The following is a 220-nucleotide window of genomic DNA, read 5'->3' on the forward strand; positions in this document are numbered from 1 at the left end:
CCGGCGGCAGATAAAAATCGACGATTTCCGGGTTCTGGTTTTGCAGGATCGGCACGATGACTTCATTCAGCGCCACGCCAAGCACGGCTGGCTCATCCGGCGGACGCCCTGTATAGGTGGAATGATAGATGGCGTCGCGGCGCTGAGTAATTTGCGTTACGGTAAACACCGGGAATTTATCGACTTCATTATAGTATCCGGTATGGTCGCCATACGGCCC

Annotated in this window: 1 protein-coding gene; it reads right to left on the minus strand. The window is 54.5% G+C overall.

The features are described 5' to 3' along the window. Nucleotides 1-220 (minus strand): UbiD family decarboxylase domain-containing protein (locus tag QCD69_RS22725; protein ID WP_301253594.1); only part of this gene is annotated, 220 nt, incomplete at both ends.

This window comes from Erwinia sp. PsM31 (assembly GCF_030433775.1).
Classification (GTDB): Bacteria; Pseudomonadota; Gammaproteobacteria; order Enterobacterales; family Enterobacteriaceae; genus Erwinia; species Erwinia aeris.